General features: G+C 67.4%; 16 protein-coding genes. 11 read left to right on the top strand and 5 right to left on the bottom strand.

Going from position 1 to position 18746, the window contains the following annotated elements:
• Positions 1-57 precede the first annotated feature (57 nt).
• The 5 genes from M2163_RS03700 to egtB all read left to right on the top strand — a co-directional run bounded on the left by M2163_RS03700 (position 58) and on the right by egtB (position 5295).
• Positions 58-873, top strand: coding sequence for an alpha/beta hydrolase (locus M2163_RS03700; RefSeq protein ID WP_280854505.1), 816 nt, complete (start codon positions 58-60; stop codon positions 871-873).
• 4 nt (positions 874-877) lie between these two features.
• Entirely contained in the window at positions 878-1747 is an 870-nt protein-coding gene (locus M2163_RS03695; protein WP_280854506.1) for a VOC family protein, read from the top strand.
• The gene (locus M2163_RS03690) at positions 1744-2508 is read left to right on the top strand and encodes a 3-hydroxybutyrate dehydrogenase (protein ID WP_280854507.1); all 765 of its coding nucleotides are present in this window, start codon (positions 1744-1746) and stop codon (positions 2506-2508) included. The genes M2163_RS03695 and M2163_RS03690 overlap by 4 nt, the downstream gene beginning before the upstream one ends.
• Positions 2509-2646: 138 nt before the next feature.
• Complete coding sequence (gene egtA / locus M2163_RS03685; protein ID WP_280854508.1) at positions 2647-3927, top strand: ergothioneine biosynthesis glutamate--cysteine ligase EgtA; 1281 nt, start codon at positions 2647-2649, stop codon at positions 3925-3927.
• 12 nt (positions 3928-3939) lie between these two features.
• Complete coding sequence (gene egtB / locus M2163_RS03680; protein WP_280893088.1) at positions 3940-5295, top strand: ergothioneine biosynthesis protein EgtB; 1356 nt, start codon at positions 3940-3942, stop codon at positions 5293-5295.
• Positions 5296-5362: 67 nt separating this feature from the next.
• Here the strand turns inward: egtB and M2163_RS03675 are convergent, their stop codons facing one another.
• Positions 5363-7009 (bottom strand): MDR family MFS transporter, encoded by a 1647-nt coding sequence (locus M2163_RS03675; RefSeq protein ID WP_348541000.1) that lies wholly within the window; start codon positions 7007-7009, stop codon positions 5363-5365.
• A 338-nt stretch (positions 7010-7347) separates the two neighbouring features.
• On the opposite strand from M2163_RS03675, the gene M2163_RS03670 reads away from it, so the two are divergent.
• Together M2163_RS03670 and M2163_RS03665 are read left to right on the top strand one after the other, a co-directional pair.
• Positions 7348-8073: a molybdopterin-dependent oxidoreductase gene (locus M2163_RS03670; protein ID WP_280854510.1), complete on the top strand. Its 726-nt coding sequence runs from the start codon at positions 7348-7350 to the stop codon at positions 8071-8073.
• A complete protein-coding gene (locus M2163_RS03665) occupies positions 8057-8701 on the top strand; it encodes a cytochrome b/b6 domain-containing protein (protein ID WP_280854511.1) in 645 nt (214 codons plus the stop codon). Before M2163_RS03670 ends, M2163_RS03665 begins: the two co-directional genes overlap by 17 nt.
• 472 nt (positions 8702-9173) lie before the next feature.
• Here the strand turns inward: M2163_RS03665 and M2163_RS03660 are convergent, their stop codons facing one another.
• From M2163_RS03660 to M2163_RS03650, 3 genes are all read right to left on the bottom strand, one after another.
• On the bottom strand, positions 9174-9578 hold the full coding sequence (locus M2163_RS03660; protein ID WP_280854512.1) for an ATP-binding protein: 405 nt from the start codon (positions 9576-9578) through the stop codon (positions 9174-9176).
• Between the two features lie 291 nt (positions 9579-9869).
• Positions 9870-10802 (bottom strand): TauD/TfdA family dioxygenase, encoded by a 933-nt coding sequence (locus M2163_RS03655; RefSeq protein WP_280854513.1) that lies wholly within the window; start codon positions 10800-10802, stop codon positions 9870-9872.
• A 1-nt stretch (position 10803) separates the two neighbouring features.
• Positions 10804-12303 (bottom strand): MFS transporter, encoded by a 1500-nt coding sequence (locus M2163_RS03650; protein WP_280893087.1) that lies wholly within the window; start codon positions 12301-12303, stop codon positions 10804-10806.
• Between the two features lie 168 nt (positions 12304-12471).
• Here M2163_RS03650 and M2163_RS03645 point away from each other — a divergent pair, with 168 nt between their 5' ends.
• From M2163_RS03645 to M2163_RS03635, 3 genes are all read left to right on the top strand, one after another.
• A complete protein-coding gene (locus M2163_RS03645; protein ID WP_280854515.1) occupies positions 12472-13149 on the top strand; it encodes a TetR/AcrR family transcriptional regulator in 678 nt (225 codons plus the stop codon).
• 308 nt (positions 13150-13457) lie between these two features.
• Positions 13458-13607: a hypothetical protein gene (locus M2163_RS03640; RefSeq protein ID WP_280854516.1), complete on the top strand. Its 150-nt coding sequence runs from the start codon at positions 13458-13460 to the stop codon at positions 13605-13607.
• The gene (locus M2163_RS03635; RefSeq protein WP_280893086.1) at positions 13601-15244 is read left to right on the top strand and encodes a long-chain fatty acid--CoA ligase; all 1644 of its coding nucleotides are present in this window, start codon (positions 13601-13603) and stop codon (positions 15242-15244) included. Before M2163_RS03640 ends, M2163_RS03635 begins: the two co-directional genes overlap by 7 nt.
• Positions 15245-15277: 33 nt before the next feature.
• Here the strand turns inward: M2163_RS03635 and M2163_RS03630 are convergent, their stop codons facing one another.
• Complete coding sequence (locus M2163_RS03630) at positions 15278-17101, bottom strand: GAF domain-containing protein (protein WP_280893085.1); 1824 nt, start codon at positions 17099-17101, stop codon at positions 15278-15280.
• A 144-nt stretch (positions 17102-17245) separates the two neighbouring features.
• On the opposite strand from M2163_RS03630, the gene M2163_RS03625 reads away from it, so the two are divergent.
• The gene (locus tag M2163_RS03625) at positions 17246-18634 is read left to right on the top strand and encodes an MFS transporter (protein ID WP_280893084.1); all 1389 of its coding nucleotides are present in this window, start codon (positions 17246-17248) and stop codon (positions 18632-18634) included.
• Positions 18635-18746: the final 112 nt, after the last annotated feature.

Raw genomic sequence — 18746 nt, 5'->3', positions numbered from 1 at the left:
CTTGTTACCTCCACGCATTCTTGTATAGTGAGCGCTACATACAGGAAAGGGGTCGGCATGACGAACATGGTGGACGTCGGAGACGCGCAGCTGGCCTATACCGAAGTCGGTTCCGGGACTCCGGTCGTGTGGCTGCATGGCTCGGGACCGGGCGCGACGGGCATGAGCAACTTCGGCGGCAACCTCGCGGCTTTCCAGGACTACCGCAACATCGTGGTGGATCTTCCCGGCTGGGGAAGCTCCCCGCGGCCCGCTACGGACGAACCGCTGATCTTCCACGCGGCGGACCGCGTCAGCCGTGCCATGACGGCACTCGGCATCGAGCGCGCCCATGTGGTGGGCAACTCCTACGGCGGCGCTGTCGCGATGCGCATCGCGATGCGCTACCCCGAGCGGGTGGACCGAGTGGTCCTCATGGCTCCAGGCGGAGTTCTTCCGGCAGATGCGCCACCGTGGCCCGCCGGACTGGAGCGGCTCTTCTCGTACATGGCGGCCCAGAAGCCGTCACGTGAGGCGATGGCCGAGTTCGTGCGGATGATGGTGTTCGACCAGAAGCTGGCGACCGAGTCACTCATCGACGAACGGTACGAGTCGAGCCTGCGCGCCCACCCCGAACTGCCGATTCCGCCGAACTTCGGCGACCTGACGCCCGACCTGCCGCTCATCAGCGCCCCGACGCTGCTCGTCTGGGGGCGAGAGGACCAAACCGTCCCGTTGACCTGGGCGCCCAAGATCCTTGAAGGCATCCCCAACGCCGAGCTTCGCGTTCTGCCTCATTGCCGGCACTGGGTGCAGTACGAGCGTGCGCCCGAGTTCAACCACATCGTTCGCGAGTTTCTGCAGGGCGGCGCGGTCGCCGCAGCGAAGGGATGACACCGTGGGTATCCGCAAGCTGGGCTATGTCGGGCTGAACGTCACCGATGTCGAGGCTTGGACCGACCTGCTCGGACGCACGCTGGGTATCGGCGTCACCACAGCCAAGTCAGGCACGGAGGAAATCGGTCTCGCCGAACTGGACGAGTTCAAGTACCGGGTGGCCCTGTACCCGTCCGCGGAGGACACCCCACGGCACGTCGGCTGGATCGTTGACACACCGCGCGAGCTGGACAGACTCACCGCGAGGCTCACCGATGCGGGTTTCACCGTCGAGGACGGCTCGGCGGAAGAAGCGGAGCTCCGCGGCGCCACGCATCTTCGCTGGTTCACCGACCCGGTCGGCTACCGGGTGGAGCTGGCCATCGGTGAAGCCAAGGCGCGCACCAGCGTCGCCCGCCCCGACGGCACCAATCCCGGCACCACCGGCCTCGGCCACTTCGTGCTGGCCAGCCCCAAGCTCGCCGAGCTCCGCGAACTCTATGAATCGGTGCTGGAGTTCAAGCTGACCGACTACCGCGCTCCCGGCCTGTATTTCTTCCGGTGCAACTCCACCCACCACAACATCGCCCTCGCCAACGCGGACAGGCCGTCGATTCATCACCTCGAGTTCGAACACGATTCGATCGATGACGTAGGGCGGTCGTACGACCGGGCCAAGGCCAACGGGGCGCCCATCTCGATCAGCCTGGGCCGGCACATGAACGACAAGGCGATCTCGTTCTATGTGCAGAACCCCAGTGGCTTCCACCTCGAGATCGGCTGCGGTGGCATCGAAGTGGGTGACGACTGGGTGCCGCACGACTTCGGCGTCTCGGATGTCTGGGGACACCACCACACCAACGCCAATCCCTTCGCTTCGCCCACGTCATGACGGGCACCGTCGGAGGTCCTGCCCTCACGGGTCGCCGCGCGATCGTCACCGGCGCGGCGAGCGGGATCGGCCAGGCAGTGGCGACCCGGCTCGCAACGCTCGGCGCCCAGGTCGTCGTGTGTGACGTCGATGCCGAGGGTGCGGCACGGACGGCGGATCAGATCGGCGGCGAGGCTCTGGTGATCGACCTGAGCCGGACGGCTGATCTGGCCGAGCGGGCGCTGGATGCGGACATCCTGGTGAACAACGCAGGCATCCAGCACGTCGCGCCCGTCGACAAGTTCGAGCACGAACGGTTCTCCTTCATGCTGCGGCTGATGCTGGAGGCGCCGTTCGTCCTCAGCCGCGCCGTGCTCCCCGGCATGTACGAGCGGGGCTGGGGACGGATCGTCCACATCTCCAGCATCCACGGCCTGCGAGCCAGTGCCTACAAGTCCGCGTACGTCAGCGCCAAGCACGGTCTGCTGGGGCTTTCGAAGGTCATCGCGCTGGAGGGTGCCGCCAAGGGTGTCACCAGCAACTGCGTGTGTCCTGGCTATGTGCGGACACCCCTGGTCGAGAAGCAGTTGGCAGACCAGGCGGTGCTCCATGACCTGAACGCCGATCAGGTCCTTTCGGATGTGTTGCTGACGCGATCAGCGGTCAAGCGCCTGATCGAGCCCAGCGAGGTCGCCGGCGCCGTGGCGTTCCTGTGTTCTCCGGAGGCGATGTCCGTCACGGGTACCCAACTGACCCTGGACGGCGGCTGGAGCGCGTCCTGACGTCGGGGTGCGCCGACGCCGACCTGGATCTTCGTTCCTGCCGGCAGGCGGCCGGTGATGATGTGGGTGCGAAACCGCAGGGTAGAACGTTCGGTCTATACTCGGGGGAGTACCGAGCATCTTCCCGAAGGATCCCACATGTCCGATTCGGTTGTCGGCCGCATCCGACGGCCCAACGCCCTCGGCGAGGCCGAAGTCGAAGCGCTGGTTCGCGGCATCTGCTTCAAGACCGGTCCCCCCGAGCGCCTCGGCGTCGAGGTGGAATGGCTCGTCCACCGACTGGACGCTCCACAGCTTCCCGTCCCGCCCGAACAGCTGTCGGCGGCATTTTCCGTACTCCGGGCCCTCCCCCTCACGTCGGCCATGACCGTGGAACCCGGTGGCCAGCTGGAGCTGAGTTCGCCTCCCGCCACCTCGCTCATGGAGTGCATCCGCATCGTCTCAGCCGACCTCGACAGGGTCCGGGCGGCGCTGCGCGAAGACGGTCTCGCTCTCGTCGGCCTGGGGCATGATCCCTGGCAGACGCCACGCCGCTTTCTGCGGCAGCCGCGATACGACGCCATGGAGACACACTTCGACCGCGTCGGCCCCGCCGGCCGCTACATGATGTGCACCTCCGCGTCCGTGCAGGTGTGCGTGGACGCCGGGTTCGAAGAGCCAGGGCCCTTCGGACAGGTACGTCGTTGGTGGCTGGCACATCACCTGGGTGCCGTCCTGCTCGCAGCATTCGCGAACTCTCCGATGGCCGAGAACCGGCCCACCGGCTGGCGATCCACCCGGCAGCTGCGCTGGATGCAGATCGGCGCGGGCCGCGCGGGCAGCGCTCCGCTGAACACTCACCCGCGTGCCAGCTGGGCGCGGCACGTCCTTGATGCTCCAGTGATGTGCATACGCCGGGAGGGCGAACCCTGGGACGTGCCGAAGGACCTGAGCCTGCGGGACTGGACACGCCACCTGACCCCGCGACCACTGCACCGGGGCGATCTCGACTACCACCTGACCACGCTCTTCCCGCCCGTTCGGCCGCGCGGTCACCTGGAGTTGCGCATGATCGACGCGCAGCCCGGCGATGACGGCTGGATCGTGCCCCTCGCGGTGACGGCGGCGCTCTTCGATGACGCCGAAGCTACCGAAACCGCCTATCGCGTGGTCGAGCCACTCGCCGAGCGCACACTCGGCCGGCCGGCCCCGCACAATCCTCTGTACGAGGCCGCGGCCCGCGATGCCCTCACCGATCCTGCGCTGCGTGAGGCTGCCGTCAGGTGCTTCACCGCTGCACTCGACGCCCTGCCCCGGCTCGGCGCCACCACTGCGGTCACGGACGCCGTCGCCGGATTCATGGAGCGCTACGTGCTGCGAGGCCGCTGCCCCGCCGACGACATGCGGACCATGCCGGCAGCACCGCCCACGGCTCCCTGAACAAGGAGAACTATGAACCACCCTGCCGATGACACCGCCGCTCCGGCCGCCGCCGAAGCGGCCACAGGTACTGATGCCTTGCGTGAGCGGGCTCTCAGCACACTTACCACCGCCCGTGAACGCACCACCTTGCTGACCAGCTGTGTCGAGGGTCCCGAGCTGACCGCCCAGGTGTCCCCTCTGATGTCCCCCCTCGTGTGGGACCTGGCGCACATTGCCAATCAGGAGGAGCAGTGGCTGCTGCGCACCGTCGCCGGGCGGGAGGCGATACGCCCCGAGATCGACAACCTGTACGACGCGTTTGAGCACCCGCGTTCCGAAAGACCCAGCCTGCCGCTACTGGCGCCCGAGGAGGCCCGCCGATACGCGGCGGACGTACGTGGACGAGCCCTGGACGTGCTGGAGGAAACCGCCTTCCACGGAACGCGACTGACGGAGGCGGGCTTCGCATTCGGCATGATCGCCCAGCATGAACAGCAGCACGACGAGACCATGCTGGTGACTCACCAGCTGCGCACCGGGCCGCAAGCCCTGACCGCCCCGGACCCCCATCCCGCACCGCTTTTCACCGGCCCGGCGGAGGTCTTGATTCCCGGCGGGCCGTTCACCATGGGCACATCCTCCGAGCCGTGGGCCCTGGACAACGAACGACCCGCTCACCGACGTGAGGTGGCACCGTTCTTCATCGACACGACCCCGGTCACCAACGGTGAGTACCAGGCGTTCATCGATGACGGCGGTTACGACGAACCGCGCTGGTGGACCGCTGAAGGGTGGGAGCACATCCGGCGGCACTCCATCACCGCCCCATTGTTCTGGCACCGTGACGGTGGTCAGTGGCTGCGGCGTCGCTTCGGGGTCACCGAGGTGGTCCCGGCCAACGAGCCGGTGCTGCACGTGTGCTGGTACGAGGCAGACGCCTGGGCTCGATGGGCCGGGCGGCGCCTGCCCATGGAGGCCGAATGGGAGAAGGCCGCTCGACACGACCCGGTCGACGGCCGCTCGACGCGCTATCCGTGGGGCGATACGGACCCGAGTCCGGAGCATGCCAACCTCGGTCAGCGGCATCTGCGCCCGGCGCCCGCGGGCAGCTATCCGGCCGGAGAATCACCGCTGGGTGTGCGGCAATTGATCGGCGACGTCTGGGAGTGGACATCGAGCGACTTCGCTCCGTACCCGGGCTTCCGGGCGTTTCCCTACAAGGAATATTCGGAAGTGTTCTTCGGGTCTGCCTACAAGGTGCTGCGTGGTGGCTCTTTCGCCGTGGACGCGGTGGCCTGCCGGGGCACCTTCCGCAACTGGGACTATCCGATCCGGCGGCAGATTTTCTCCGGGTTCCGCACCGTGCGGTCGGCGGAAACTGCTTGATCTATCGCGCACCTCACCCGGCCGGCGGTGGACCGGCCGGGTTCAGCACTCTTTGCTGGACCTTCTGCTACTCGGCTTTGTCGAACGCGGCTGCGTGGGTTCGCAGCGGGACCTCCTTGATCAGCAAGGAGAGCAGCAGCGCGACGACGAGGACCACCGCGCCCACCAGGAAAGCCACCGAGATCGAGTCGGTGAAGCCGACCTTGAAAGGGTGGGCCAGGGTCGAGTCGAGCTTCGACAGGAAGGACGTGTCGTTGAGTGCGTCCGTGTTGGTGTCGCTCAGGATCTTCAACTGGTCCGGGTGGGCGGCCGCCGCCTTCTCGAAGGCTGTGGTGTGCTGCGCGGCCGCGAAGGCACTTGCGATCTTGTCGGAGACCAGCGAGTAGACGATGGACAAGAAGATGGCGACGCCGATGGTGCCGCCCATCTGCCGGAAGAAGGTAGTGGAGGACGTGGCGACTCCGATGTCCCTGGCGGAGACCGCGTTCTGCATCGCCAGCACGATGGTCTGCAGGTTCAGGCCGAGCCCGGCGCCGACGACGAACATCGAGATGTCGATGTACAACAGACCGCTGTCGGCTGACACCTTCCACAACATCAGCAGACCCGACACCAGGAGAACACAGCCGATCACCGGAAAGGCTTTGTAACGCCCGGTGCGAGAGGTGATCTGGCCTGAGACGAGTGACAGCAGCATGATGCCGAGCACCAGCGGCAGCGTCAGGAGCCCCGCTTTGGTGGGGGAGTTGCCCTTGACCAGTTGGAGGTAGAGCGGCAGCAGGGTGATGCCGCCGAACATCCCGATACCGATGATGAACGACTGGGCGGTGCCGATCGCGAACATCCGGTTGCGGAAGAGCCGCAGAGGCAGCAGCGCATCGTCGCCTGCGCGGCGCTCGGCCAGCAGGAACAGCACCACGCCGACGGCGCCGGTGATGTACGAGGCCAGCGAGCGGCCTGAACCCCAGCCCCACTCACGCCCCTGCTCGGCGACCACGAGCAGAGGGACCAACGTGGTGATCAGCGCAAGCGCGCCCAGGTAGTCGATCTTCTGATCGCGGCGCTGGTGGTCGAGGTGGAGCACCTTGGCTACGACGATCAGGGCAGCGATGCCGATCGGCACGTTGATCAGGAAGATCCAGCGCCAGCCGTCGATGCCTGCGACCGTGCCCGCACCGGCGAGTGCGCCGCCGATGACCGGGCCGAGCACGCTGGACGTACCGAAAACGGCCATGAAGTAGCCCTGATACTTGGCACGTTCACGCGGCGGGATGATGTCACCGATGATGGCGAGCGCCAGTGAGAACAAGCCACCGGCGCCGATACCCTGGACGGCTCGGAACGCGGCGAGCATGTACATGGACGTGGAGAGCGTGCACAGTGTCGAGCCGACCACGAACACGGAAATCGCGAACATGAAGAACGGCTTGCGCCCGTACTGGTCGGACAGCTTCCCGTAGAGCGGCGTCGCGATGGTCGAGGTGATCAGGAACGCCGTGGTGACCCACGCCTGCGCGGTGAGGCCATGCAGGCTCTCGCCGATCTTGTAGATGGCGGTGGAGACCACGGTCTGGTCCAGCGCGGCCAGGAACATACCCAGGAGCAGGCCCGAAAGGATCACCATGATCTCGCGGTGGGAGTAGCGGCTCGGCTCGACCGTTCCTGGCGTTCCCGCTCTTGCGGGAGCCGACGCGGCGTCGGCAGCTGATGTCATGCCTGTGGTTCCTTTCGAGGAGCTGTGCCGGCCCTCGCTGCGGAGCGCCAGGATGTGCGTCGAGCGGGCGGAGGTCACTTCTGGTGAGCGACGGGGCGCTTCGGCCGGATGGCGCTCGGGCATCGTAAAGGTAGAACGTTCTGTATTGACAAGTCCGCGAGTCGTCGTCATTCTTACATGACAGAATGTTCTATCTCATGATGGGGTTCTGACGCCTTCCGCCCAGGCGTCGGCTTCATGGAGACCTGGTGAACCCGGCAACCGATGCTCGGACACGAGCAAGAAGCCCCCTTACAGGGAGACCTCGGCGGTACAGCGAACTCATAGGAGATGAGTACGTGAACTCTGAACGACCCGAGAAGCGAGGCGCTCCCGTGGGCAGACGCGTCTTTCTCGGCACCCTCGGCCTCGGGGCGTTGGGCGTCTATGCCGCACCAAGTCTGCAACGCGGTACCGAAGCGTTTCTGGGCAGTGCATCACAGCTCGACCCATCCGGCTTGACCGGTCTGCTGCCCAACGGCGGCGGCTTCCGCTACTACTCGGTGACCTCTTCGGTGCCGCGCAAGGACGCGACGAACTACACCCTCGAGATCGGGGGACTGGTCGACCGTCCGAAGACCTACACACTGGACGACCTGCGCGCACTGCCCCAGACCCGGATGGTCAGGGACGTCCAGTGCGTCACCGGCTGGCGGGTGCCGGAGACCCCCTTCGAGGGCGTACGGCTGTCCCGCCTGCTGGATGCCGCGGGCGTGCACGCCAAGGCCGGGGCGGTGCGCTTCACGTGCTTCGACGGCGCCTACTCCGAAAGCCTCACCCTCGACCAAGCGCGTCGCTCTGATGTCTTGGTGGCTCTGCGCATGCAGGACAAGGACATCGGCCACTCCCACGGCGGCCCGGTCCGCCTGTACGTGGCGCCGATGTACTTCTACAAGTCCGCCAAGTGGCTGTCGGGGATCACTGTCACCGAGGACGTGCGCCCAGGCTACTGGGAGCGCCTCGGGTATGACATCGACGCCTGGGTCGGCCGATCGAACGGGCGTGACGATGACCCCACGAGCTGAGGCGCACAGCCCGCAGGCCGCCGCAGTCCGGCGGTTCGGGCCCGCGCAGCGCTGGGTGCACCGCATGACAGCCCTCTTGATGGGCGTCTGCGTGGTGACGGCATCCTTCCTCTACATCCCGGTCCTCGCAGAGATGGTCGGACGGCGGAACCTGGTGGTCCGCATCCATGAGTGGGCCGGGCTCGCCCTGCCCGTGCCGGTGCTCATCGGCCTGTTCTCCCGCCACTTCCGTGCGGACCTCGGGCATCTGAACCGCTTCGGGCCGCACGACAAGGTGTGGCTGCGGGCGGCCTTGCGCCGCGACAAGCGCTACTCGTCCCGGCCGGCGGCCAAATTCAACGCCGGGCAAAAGATCTACGCGGCCTGGATCGCCGGGGCGTCGCTGGTGATGCTGGCCACGGGCCTGATCATGTGGTTCACCCATCTCACGCCGATCAGGTGGCGGACCAGCGCAACCTTCGTCCACGACTGGCTAGCCCTGACCGCCGGCATTGTCCTGGCCGGACACGTCGGCATGGCCATGGCGGACCCGGAGGCACGCGCCGGCCTACGCACCGGCATGGTCGACCCCATGTGGGCGAAGCTCAAGCATCCTCTGTGGCGCCCAGGGTCGAAATCGGTGCGCTGATCAGCGCACCGATTGCCGGAACGGCACGCAGAGGCCAGGCAGTGAGTTCCGGCGGCATCGAGCCAGGTCCGCGAACCGATCGGGACGACGGGGGCCAGCGCATCGGCAACCGGTCTCGCCATGTTCCGAAGGCGTCTCCGGTTCGCCGAAGGCGTCGGGCATGGGTGCCGAAAGCCCTGTCAGGGAGTCATCCCCATGAAGATCGTTTTTCGCGGGACGGCACTTCTGGCCCGTTCCTCTGGCATGATCTGCGCGATCGTCCGGCAGGAACATGAGGACAGCGGGATCTACGGGATCAAGGTCAGGATCTGGAGGAGCGACGCAGACCGGGGCCGACCAAGGCGGGTACAGCGCTGGCTGCACCGAGAACGCGGGCCCGGAATACGTCAAGGCCCCGCAGTGCATCGCATTGGCGGCGTTTGTTCCGCCGCACTTCTCCAACGGAGCGCGGGTCGGCAGATGCTGTTTCGCGTTATTGCTTCCCGGTCAGGAATGCCGCCCAGGTGCAGTAGCCGTCCTCACTCACGCCCCAGCTGTCCGCAAGACTTGCGACGATCATGAGACCCCGTCCCCTCAGCTCCTCCTCATGAGCGCAACGCACTCGGGCAGGTGCCGGATTGGAGTCAGAGACTTCGATCTTTACTTCGTCGGCCGTCTCTGTGATGCGCAGACCGACCCGGCCGTAACCATGCTCGATCGCGTTCGACACCAGTTCTGACACAACCAGCCGCATGTCATCCGCCAGGGAATCCTCTATATCCCAAAGCTTCATGATCGCGAATGCGGCGTTTCGGGCCTGGGGGACGTGAACGAGATCTGGAGCGATTGCGATCTCGAAATCTTGCCGGGGTTTCGTAAGGATCATGGTCGGGGACATCGCGGAGCCTCTCGTTCCTCAGACCGCCGAGGCGTGGGCCCGGGCTTGGACCAAATTTGACCGATCATGTGGTGTATGTAACGTTCACTATAGAGCGCGCAGAGGTCTCGCGCCAGGGTTGTGGGCGTTACAAACCTTCCGGAATCGTCCAAAAATGGCCAGCCCGTAGGCGAGCGCTGGCACCAGAGCCGGCGCCACTCGATTCGCGCTCGCCCGTCGGCAGCTAGAGGGAGGGGGGACCGTTATTTGTCTGCGCCGCAGGTCAGGGCAGATCTGGCAGCGGCCCCATGCTCAGTACGGGCGGTCGCCGATGACCGTGACTCGTTCCATCAGCCGCGAGTCGGGGAAGTAGTCGCTCACCGCGTAGTGCTGGGTGGCTCGGTTGTCCCAGAAAGCGACCGAGCCCGGTTCCCAGTGGAAGCGGACCTGGTACTCGGGATGCGCCGCCTGGCGGAACAGCAGGTCGAGCAGGTCCTGGCTCTCGCTCGGTGTCAGACCGACGATGGCGGTGGTGAACACCGCGTTGACGTAGAGGAGTTTGCGGCCGGTTTCGGGATGAGTGCGCACCACGGGGTGCTCCACCGGTTGGAGTCGGGCGCGTGCCGCGCGCATGTTCTTCGCCACCTCGCCCCCGGCTTCCGCAGGCACCGTCGGAATCTCGTGGAGCGCGGTCAGCCCGTCGATGTATCCGCGGACTTCTGCGGGAAGTCCCTCGTAGGCCGCGTACATGTCGGCCCACAATGTGTCTCCGCCGAGTCCGGGCACCGTGACAGCGCGCAGCATGGAACCCAGCGGCGGATTGGGACTGAAGCTGACGTCGCTGTGCCAGATGTTCTCGGTTCCGGGATGCGTCGCGTCGTGTTCGAGGCGGACCACCTCGGGGATCTCGGCCTTGGGCAGGAAGGGATGGTCTTCGAGTTCGCCCCAGTGCCGGGCCACGGCGGCGTGCTCACGGGCGGTGAGTTTCTGCCCGCGGAAGAACAGCACCTTCCATTCCAGCAGTGCGCGCTTGAGTTCGGCGAGCACTTCGGGAACGAGATCCTCGGCGAGGTCGATGCCGCGAACCTCGGCGCCGATCAGCCGGGATTGCGGAACCAGGGCAAGGTGCCGGTACGGTCCGCCGGTGCTGTCCGGACGGGACTCCCGTCCGACCGTGGTCGGACGTAGTGCTCGGGCGGAGCGGGCGAATGCGGGCGTCTCGAGTTGTCCGGTCCGAGAGGTCATGTCAGATCATCTCCTTGGTGATGGTGGATTTGGTGCCCGCAGCCACGGCTGCGGGCAGGTCGGTACGACGGGTGGCGGCACCGCCGGTTGCCGGGGCGCGGCCGTGTCGCATGCGCCAGGTGGTCAGCAGGGCGAGCAGCGCGGCGGCCGCGGCGCAGATGAAGGCCAGGCGGTAGCCGCTGCCCGCGAAGAGCGTTCCGGTGGGACCGACCGGGTACAGGGTGCGTACCGAGGCCAGGACCGATGCCCCGGTTGCCGCCCCGAGCTGGTTGGCGACCGCGAGCAAGGCCGTTCCGGTGGCGGCTCGTTCGTCGGGCACGGCCTCGGTGATGAGGTTGGCGAAGGATACGTAGGCGAGCCCGATGCCCAGACCGAACACCAGGCTGATCAGCAGGATGGCACCGCGCTGCCCGGGCAGTGCGGCGAAGCCGAACGCCCCGACCGTGACCAGTGCCTGCGCCGTCAGCGCCGTGCTGCGAGGGCCGCTGCGCCTGGCCAGGTACCCGCCGATGGGGCCGCCGGCGAGTGAACCGAGTCCCAGAGTGAAGGTCCAGCCAGCCGCGGCCAGTGCGGTCAGCCCGAAGGCGTAGCCGAGTCCGGCATGGCGCGGGGTCTGCAGGAGCTGGGCCAGCAGGTAGGCGACGGCGGACGTGCAGGCCGTGGTGAGTACGGCCGGAAGCAGCGTGCCCCGCACCGCCGGAGCGGTGAGCAGGCCGAGGTCGATGGCGGGGTCGGGCCTGGACCGTTCACGTCGCCAGAAGCCGATGGCCAGGAGTGCCGCGGAGGGAAGGGCCGCCAGGAAGCCGGGCGAGGACCAGCCCGAGCGCACGCCAGCGCTGATGCCCGACACCAGTGCCGCGGCGGCCAGGCCGAGCAGGAGCGCTCCGGGAACATCAAGTCGCGGGCGTTCCGGCGCGGACGCGTCGTTCGGACGCTGGTCGCCGGGAAGTACTACCGCCGCAAGCGGCAGAACCAGCGCGCTCAGCAGGAACAGGAACCAGAACACGCCGTGATAGCCGTAACGGTCGACCAGCGCGCCACCGAGGAAGGGCGCGGTGATCCCGCTGATTCCGATCCCACTGGAAACGATGCCCAGCGCGACCGGCACCCGATGGCGGGGAAGTGCATCGCGGACCATCGCGTAGGCAACCGCCAGTGCACCGCCTACGGCGCCCTGCAGGACCCGGCCGAGCAACAGCAGCGGCAGCGATGCGGCCACCGCGCACAACAGCGACCCGCTCGCGAACAGCGCCCCCGAGTACAGCAGCACCCGCTTCTTGCCCACCACATCGGCGATGCGCCCCAGCAGGGGGATGCACACCACGGCGGCCAGGCTCACCGTGCCGGTGACGGCGTCGGCACCTGCGCTGCCGAAAGACTGCGCGAGGGACCTGGCTGCCGGGTAGACCAGGCTCACCTCCAGCGGAGCCGTCTCTGTGAGCAGGACGAGTACGGCGAGGATGCCCAGTTGCCGGATCCGGGAGTCGGTGGGAGAGGTCATCGACGGATGCCTGCTTTCGTGGGTGGACGGGGGGTGGTGACTGCCCCGAAAGCGATTAACCCACGTGGGTCAGAAGGGGTCCATGTACGCAATATTGCAAGTTTGTGTCCCTGTGCCCGAGCTCGGAGGGGATCCCTGGCGGCATACGGGGGCGGCGATAATCCCCCTATGACCTCGTCCACTCCGGAACGCCGATCCCGTCCGGCCCCGGCACCTCGCGCCGACGGAACCCGCCTTGCCATCATCGAGTGCGCCGAGCGGCTGTACGCGGAGCGCGGGGTGAACGGCGTCTCCCTACGGGAGATCGGCGCTGCCGCAGGGCAGCGCAACACCGGCGCCGTGCGCTACCACTTCGGATCAAAGACGGGTCTCTTGTCGGCGGTGTTCGAGCATCGCATGACCCCGGCCAACACACTCCGGGAGCGAATGCTCGCAGAAGCCGATGCGGCCGGACGCGGAATGGATGCGCGCACACTGGTGGAGGCGCTGGTACTGCCACTGGCCGAGCTCCTCGGCGAGCCGGGGCGGCCGAGCTGGTACGCGCGCTTCCTCGCCCAGACAGCCATCGATCCCCAACTGGCCGACGCGGTCGGATACCGTCCGGGCACCCCGTGGACCAGCGGAGCGGTCAAGACCGAGCAGCGCATCCTGCGCAATCTGCACCACCTTCCGGAACCCCTGCGTCGCCAGCGCTTCCTGCTGCTGGTCGGCTTCTTCACGCACGCCCTCGCCGACTGGGAAGCCCAACTGTCCCTAGGGCAAACGCATCTGACGAGCCGACAGGAACTGGTCGAGCATGTGATCACCCTGGGAGCCGCCATGCTCGCCGTGGACAGCCCCCGGTAGCCGGACACCGCCGACGATGTCGGCGCGCAGTGTATGGAACCGCCGCCGGAGCAGGCGTATGAGTGGGAGGTTCTCACCTCTCCTGGAGTCAGAACCGCATCTAGGGTGACGTGTGCGGTACGCAGCGGAGACTGCACGGCGAAGACGCTCACGAACACGGATCACATCTGCGGTGCCCGGAGTCCTGTCCGAGTGGGGCCGGCCGAGGCGCTGTTCGCGTGCCGGCCCGTCGCCAGATCCGTCGCGCATCCCTCGATCCCGTGTCCGCCCGGTGGGGCGGACTCGCCGACCGAAAGGAGAAGAGACCCATGCCTGATCAGTCCCCCACGGCGGCCCTCACGGGAGTCGGCTGCGGCATCGGCGTACACGATCCGGGCGCCACCCCGGGCAGGCCGGTTGCAGGCATCGTCGTCGCTCTCGGCCGGACCCTGCGCGTCACAGGTGGCCGCCCGTGCTGAGGTCGGCCGGTGCAGCCGACGCCATGGACGGCCTGATGCAGCCGCGCCCGCTCACCATCGCCCACATCGTGGAGCGAGCCGAACGGCTGTACGCGCACAAGTGCGTCACCACGGCCGGCGCAGACAGGCACACCTATGCCGAGGTGGTTCACCGCGTTCGGCGTCTCGCAACCGGACTGGACCTCCTCGACGTCCCCGTCGGCGCCCGTGTCGCCACGTTCGCCTGCAACAACCGACGCCACCTCGAGCTCTATCTCGCCGTGCCGGCCACCAAGCGGGTCCTGCACACCGTGAACATCCGGCTCTCCTCGGAACACCTCGAGTACATCGTCAACCACGCCGAGGACGACGTGGTGTTCGTCGACCGCCGGCTCCTTCCACGGATCTGGCCGAGCGCCGACCGGATGCCCCGCGTGCGGCACTGGGTGGTGCTGCCCGACGGCAGTGATCATCCGATTCCGGCGGACCCCCGCATCCTGGATTACGACGAACTGCTCTTGCGGGCCAATCCGTTCGCAGGCTCGTTCGAGGACGCGTTCGCGTCGGCGGACGAGAACCTGGCCTCCGGGCTGTGCTACACGTCGGGCACGACCGGACGGCCCAAGGGCGTGCTCTACAGCCACCGTTCGACGGTCCTGCACTGTCTCGGCACGCTGGCGGCAGGTCTCATCGGTCTCAGCGAGAGCGATGTCGTCATGCCGATCGTGCCGTTCTTCCACGCCAACGCCTGGGGCCTGCCGTATGGAGCGTTGATGGCAGGTGCCTCCTTGACCCTTCCCGGTCACTCCGCGGATCCGGTGCACCTGCTGCAATTGATGGAGGCCGAGCGGGTGAGCGTCGCCGGTGCCGTGCCCACGGTGTGGTCGAGCCTGGTTCCGCGGTTGCGGAACCACGACCTGAGCGCCACACGTTTCCTGCTCGGCGGCGGCTCCGCCGTTCCTCCGTCGCTCTCCGAGACCTATCGTGCCGCGACCGGCGTACCCATCACCCATTCCTGGGGGATGACCGAGGTCAGCCCCGTCGGGGCCATCGGCGGTACACGCACCCAGCACCGGGGGGCGACCGAGGAGGAGCAGGTGGCCGTGCGAGCCGCCCAGGGCCAGCCGCTGCCGCTGGTGAACGTGCGGATCGTCGACGTCGAGACAGGCCGCGCGCTGCCGCGGGACGGCCATGCCGTCGGCGAGTTGCAGGTGTCGGGACCGTGGGTGGCGAGCGGGTACTTCCGGCGGGGCGCGGACGACAGCTTCACCGACGACGGGTGGCTGCGCACCGGCGATCTGGCCACCATCGACGCCGATGGCTATCTGCGCCTGGTGGACCGGATCAAGGACCTGATCAAGTCCGGAGGCGAGTGGATCTCCTCCGTGGAGCTCGAAGCCGCCATCGCCTCGCACCCGGACGTCGCCGAAGTCGCCGTCATCGCCCGCCCGGACCCGCGGTGGACGGAGCGCCCCGTCGCCTACGTCGTGCTGCGCGACGGCAGTGACCACACGGCTGAAGAGCTCCTGCGGCACATCACGCCCATGGTCGCCAAGTGGTGGCTGCCCGACGACATCGTCTTCATGACCTCACTGCCCAAAACGGGCACCGGCAAGCTGTCCAAGAGCAGCCTGCGTGAGTCGGCGCGTATCGGTTGAGCCCCGGCACCGGCCTGCCGGGATCGGACCGGCTCAGCTCGTGGGGCGACGCGTCTCAGGCTGCGACGGGACGGTTGCGGTGGCTCGGAGCTGGTGCAGCCGTAGTCCGAGTCGCAGTTCCAGGTCGTACTCGTGTCGCCAGTCGAGGTCGAGGACGCTGCTGGCACGGTCCAAGCGCTTGAGCAGCGTGTTGACGTGCACGTACAACGCTCGGGCGGTCGCCGCCACGTTGGCGTGGTGGTCGTAGTACGCGCTGAGTGTGTCGACGAGATGAGTGCCATGTCGCTCGTCGTAGTCCAGGAGCGGGCCTATGGAGTCGGAGATGAAACGGTCGAGCTCGTGGACCCGTTCTGCGTCGAAGACGAGGGCGTAGAGGGCGTACCGGCCGGTTGTGGCGCCCAGGTCGGTGTGGCCGATGGCTCGTGCCACGGCGCCGCAGCGACTGGCCCGAGAGAAGGCGCGCGCCCAGTCGTGGTGGACCACCCGTTCTGCGAGGACGACGACGGGGCATGCCAGGGTGCGGCGCAGTTGCTGATGGACCTCCTTGACGGTCCGGTCGTCGTCCACGCTGTGCAGGATCATCGTGGCCCTGCCCAGGTGTTCGCCGGCCAGTCCCGAGCGGTCGCGTGCGATGTCGTGCAGATGGCGGGAGAGGTCGGTCGGCGTCACCGTGGGGGAGTCCGCTACGAGGACCAGGTCGAGGCGGTCGGCATCGATGGCGCGTGCTTGGCAACGGGCGCGCTGAGCGGGGCTCATGCCGGGACTGCCGACCATGAGCTCGGTCAGGAGTTCTCCGCTCACTCGCTCGCTGGCCTCGGCGACGGCCCGCTCCTTGAGGATGAGCAGTCCCAGGATGTGGGTGGCTCGCTCCAGGGTGCGCAGGTCCGTGTCATGCGGGGCGGCCTGGTCGGCGGCTTCTTCCCTGCTCCACGCGAGTGCGCCGAGATGGCTGTCGCCCGCCTGGATCGACGCCACCCTGTGGGCGATTTTGGCGGTGTCGACCAAAGTGATGCAGCGGCCCGATCGGCGTGCCTTCTCGACGGCGTCGGACAGGTCGAGTTTCGTCGGGATCCGGCACAGAGCCGACGCCGAGGTCCGGCGAACGACCACAGCACCGGTCCGGTCGAGGAGGGTCACGCTTCCGCCCAGCTGATCGGCGAGAAGCTGAGCGATGTCGCCGGGTGTCCCGCCCTGCAACACGGCACCGGTCAGTGCTTCGTGGATCGCCTGCGCCCGCTCCATGACGGCCACGTGCTCCTCTATCTTCCGGTACGCGCCCCGCAGTTCCTGCAGGGCGGTCCGGCTCGCCTCGTAGAGACGGGCGTTGTCGAGGGCGACCGCGGCGTGATCGGCGAAGGCGCTGAGCAGCGCGATCTCGTCCGCCTGGAAGGACCGTTCGGAGCGGTCCGCGGCGAACAGGGCGCCCACTGCTTCACCCCGTACGACCAGGGGCACACCGAGCAGCGCGACGAGTCCCTCGGCGTCGACCAGGCGGTCGAAGTTCGGATCGTGGTCGATGCTGGTCGTGGAGACGTAGTCGCGCACCCAGTGCGGGCTCCGGGACGCCAGCACCTTGCCACCGAGCCCCACATGGGCCGGTATGCAGGCGGCGAGGAACGAGGCGGAGATCGTTCCTTCCGATGCTCTGGCCGACAGCTTGCCGTCCGGGCCCACCAGCGAGAGGTAGGTGAAGTCCGTACTGATCAGGTCGTGTGCGTGGTGCACGATCGACTGGAGCACCTCGTCGATCTCGCCCAGCGCGGTGAGTGACTTGGCGGTCGCGTACAACGACGCGAGTTCGCGCTGTCGGCGCACGAGCGAGTACGGCTCGGCCTCACCACCGGGGTCGCTGATCACAGTGCCGTCCCCTTGAGCGTCGGGTGGGAGAAAGTTCCACCGAGTCGGGATGAGGTGTGTGTGATGTACACCTCAACCAAAGGGTAGCGGCGCCCTAGTGTCACCGCCATCACCTCTGCTGTGCTCTCGACGAAGGCGGCATGTATGGCAACCCCGCTCGTCCAACCCGAAGGACAGTCCGGCCGGCTCGGTGCCGGCGCGTCCACCGCTCGGCACCAGGTCTCGCGCAAGCTCCTGGCCGCAGGACTCGTCGCCAGCTCGATCGAGTGGTACGACTTCTTCCTCTACGGCACCGCGGCGGCGCTGGTGTTCCCGCGTGTCTTCTTTCCGCACTCCTCGGCCCTGACCGGGACCCTGCTCGCCTTCAGTACGTTCTGGGCGGGTTTCGTCGCGCGCCCGATCGGCGGCGTGCTCGCCGGGCACCTCGGTGACAAACACGGACGCAAGCCGGTCGTCGTCGGCTGCCTGGCCCTCATGGGGGCCGCGACCTTTATGATCGGCTGCCTGCCCAGCGCGGAGACCGTCGGCGCGCTGGCCCCGACCCTGCTGGTCCTGCTGCGTTTCATGCAGGGACTCGCTGCAGGCGGTCAATGGGGCGGCATCGTGCTCCTCCTCACCGAGTCCGCCAGCCCCAAACGCCGCGGTTTCGCGGGGACCTTCGGTCAGACCAGCGTCCCTGTCGCCGTGATCATCTCCAATCTCATCTTCGTGGCCGCCGGCGCGCTGATGCCCGACGACGCCTTCCTCAGCTGGGGCTGGCGCATCCCCTTCCTGGTGAGCGTCGTGATGTTCGTGGTGGTCCTCTACATCCAGGCCAAGGTCGAGGACACACCGGAATTCCGTGCACTGCAACGGGAGGCGTCGCAGCCGGAGAGGGGGGCGGTTCGGGCACCCCTGGCCCAGGTCGTCCGCAGCAGGTGGGGGACCGTCCTCCTCGGCTGCGGTCTCCTGTCGGCGACCAACAGCCTCTTCTATGTGAGCATCTCCGGACTGTTGAGCTATGGGACCCACTCGCTCGGGCTCGAGCGCAACCCCCTGCTCGCCGTCGTGCTGCTCAGTTCTGTGGCGATGCTCGCGACCCTGCCCTGGTCCGGGTACATGTCCGACAAGGTGGGCCGTCGGCCGCTGATCCTGGTCGGTGGACTGGGCGTTGCGGTATGGGCCTTCCCGTACTTCTGGCTGGTCGACACCGCGTCGCTGCCGCTGATCTTCATCGCCGTGGTCGTGGGCTTCGTGTTCCAGTGCCTGACCTACGGTCCGATCGCTAGCTTCGTCGGCGAACTGTTCGCGCCGAGCGTGCGGTACTCGGGCGCCTCGTTGTCGTACCAGCTCTCCGCCATCATCGTCAGCGGTGGCACGCCGTTCCTCATGACGGCGCTCATCGCCAAGGCCGGGAGCACCCTGCCCGTCGCCGGCTACATCATGCTCATGGGGCTGATCACCTTCGCCAGCGCGTGGTTCCTGCCGGAGACGAACCCCGCCGAGGTCCGTGACGACCCGGACGCTGTTCCGGGTGCCCATCTCTACGGCTGACGGATTCCAGGAGCCGGACGGTGACAGGAGCTGCGGGGGGAAGGCCGGTGCCGGGTACGGCGGCCAGAGCGCCGCGAGACCAACTGCACTCCATGCCTACGAGATTTGTGAG

The sequence above is a fragment of the Streptomyces sp. SAI-135 genome, from assembly GCF_029893805.1.
Taxonomy (GTDB): Bacteria; Actinomycetota; Actinomycetes; order Streptomycetales; family Streptomycetaceae; genus Streptomyces.
Note: the sequence above shows the minus strand (reverse complement) of the source record. Positions and strands in the feature narration are given on the sequence as shown.